Raw genomic sequence first — 938 nt, 5'->3', positions numbered from 1 at the left:
TCGACGCGGTGGTGGTCGGGGCCGGAATCGTTGGCCTGGCGGTGGCCCGCGAGCTGCTGCGCCGTCGTCCGGGAAGCCGGATCGCGGTGTTGGAGCAGGAGGCCGACGTGGCCGCCCACCAGAGCGGGCACAACTCCGGGGTGATCCACGGTGGGATCTACTACCAGCCGGGCTCGCTGAAGGCACGGTTGTGCGTCGAGGGCGCGCGGCTGATGTACGACTACTGCGCTGAGCACCAGATCCCGCACGAGCGCTCCGGCAAGCTGATCGTGGCCCGCGACGCCTCCGAGCTGGGACGGCTCGACGAGCTGGAGCGGCGCGGCATCGCCAACCAGGTCCCCGGCCTGCGACGCATCGCCGGCGCGGAGATCGCGGGGATCGAGCCGCATGCGGTGGGGGCCGCTGCGCTGCACGCTCCGAACACCGGGATCGTCGACTATGCCCAGGTGGCGCGGGCGATCCGTGCCGAGCTGGAGGGCGAGGGCGTGGTCTTCCGGTTCGGGGAGCGGGTCGAGGAGGTCGACGAGACCGGCGGCGTGCGCACCGCGACCGCGCGGCTGCGGGCCGATCGCGTCGTGGTCTGCGCGGGGTTGTGGGCGGACCGGCTGGCGCGGTCGTCGGGGGCCGACGCCAACCCCCGGATCGTGCCGTTCCGCGGCGCCTACCTGCGCCTCAAGCACACCGAGACGCCCGTGGTGCGCGGGATGATCTATCCGGTGCCGGACCCGGACCTGCCGTTCCTCGGCGTGCACCTGACCCGCCACCTGGACGGCGTCGTCTCCTTGGGTCCGACCGCGATGCTGGTCGGCGCGCGTGACGCCTACCGGCTGCGGCGGGTGCGTGGCCGTGACCTCGCCGAGACGCTGGGCTGGCCGGGAACCTGGCGGGTGGCGCGGCGCTACTGGCGGACCGGCGTCGAGGAGCTGGCGACCGCGGTC

Annotated in this window: 1 protein-coding gene; it reads left to right on the top strand. The window is 73.9% G+C overall.

The window, feature by feature from the left end; translation table 11 throughout:
- A partial coding sequence (lhgO, locus tag ABD151_RS09240) for an L-2-hydroxyglutarate oxidase (RefSeq protein WP_343993564.1) occupies nucleotides 1–938 on the top strand: 938 nt, incomplete at both ends.

Origin of the sequence: Nocardioides dubius, from assembly GCF_039528155.1 — a bacterium.
In the GTDB taxonomy this organism is placed as follows: domain Bacteria; phylum Actinomycetota; class Actinomycetes; order Propionibacteriales; family Nocardioidaceae; genus Nocardioides; species Nocardioides dubius.
This window is presented reverse-complemented; position numbering and strand designations above follow the sequence as displayed.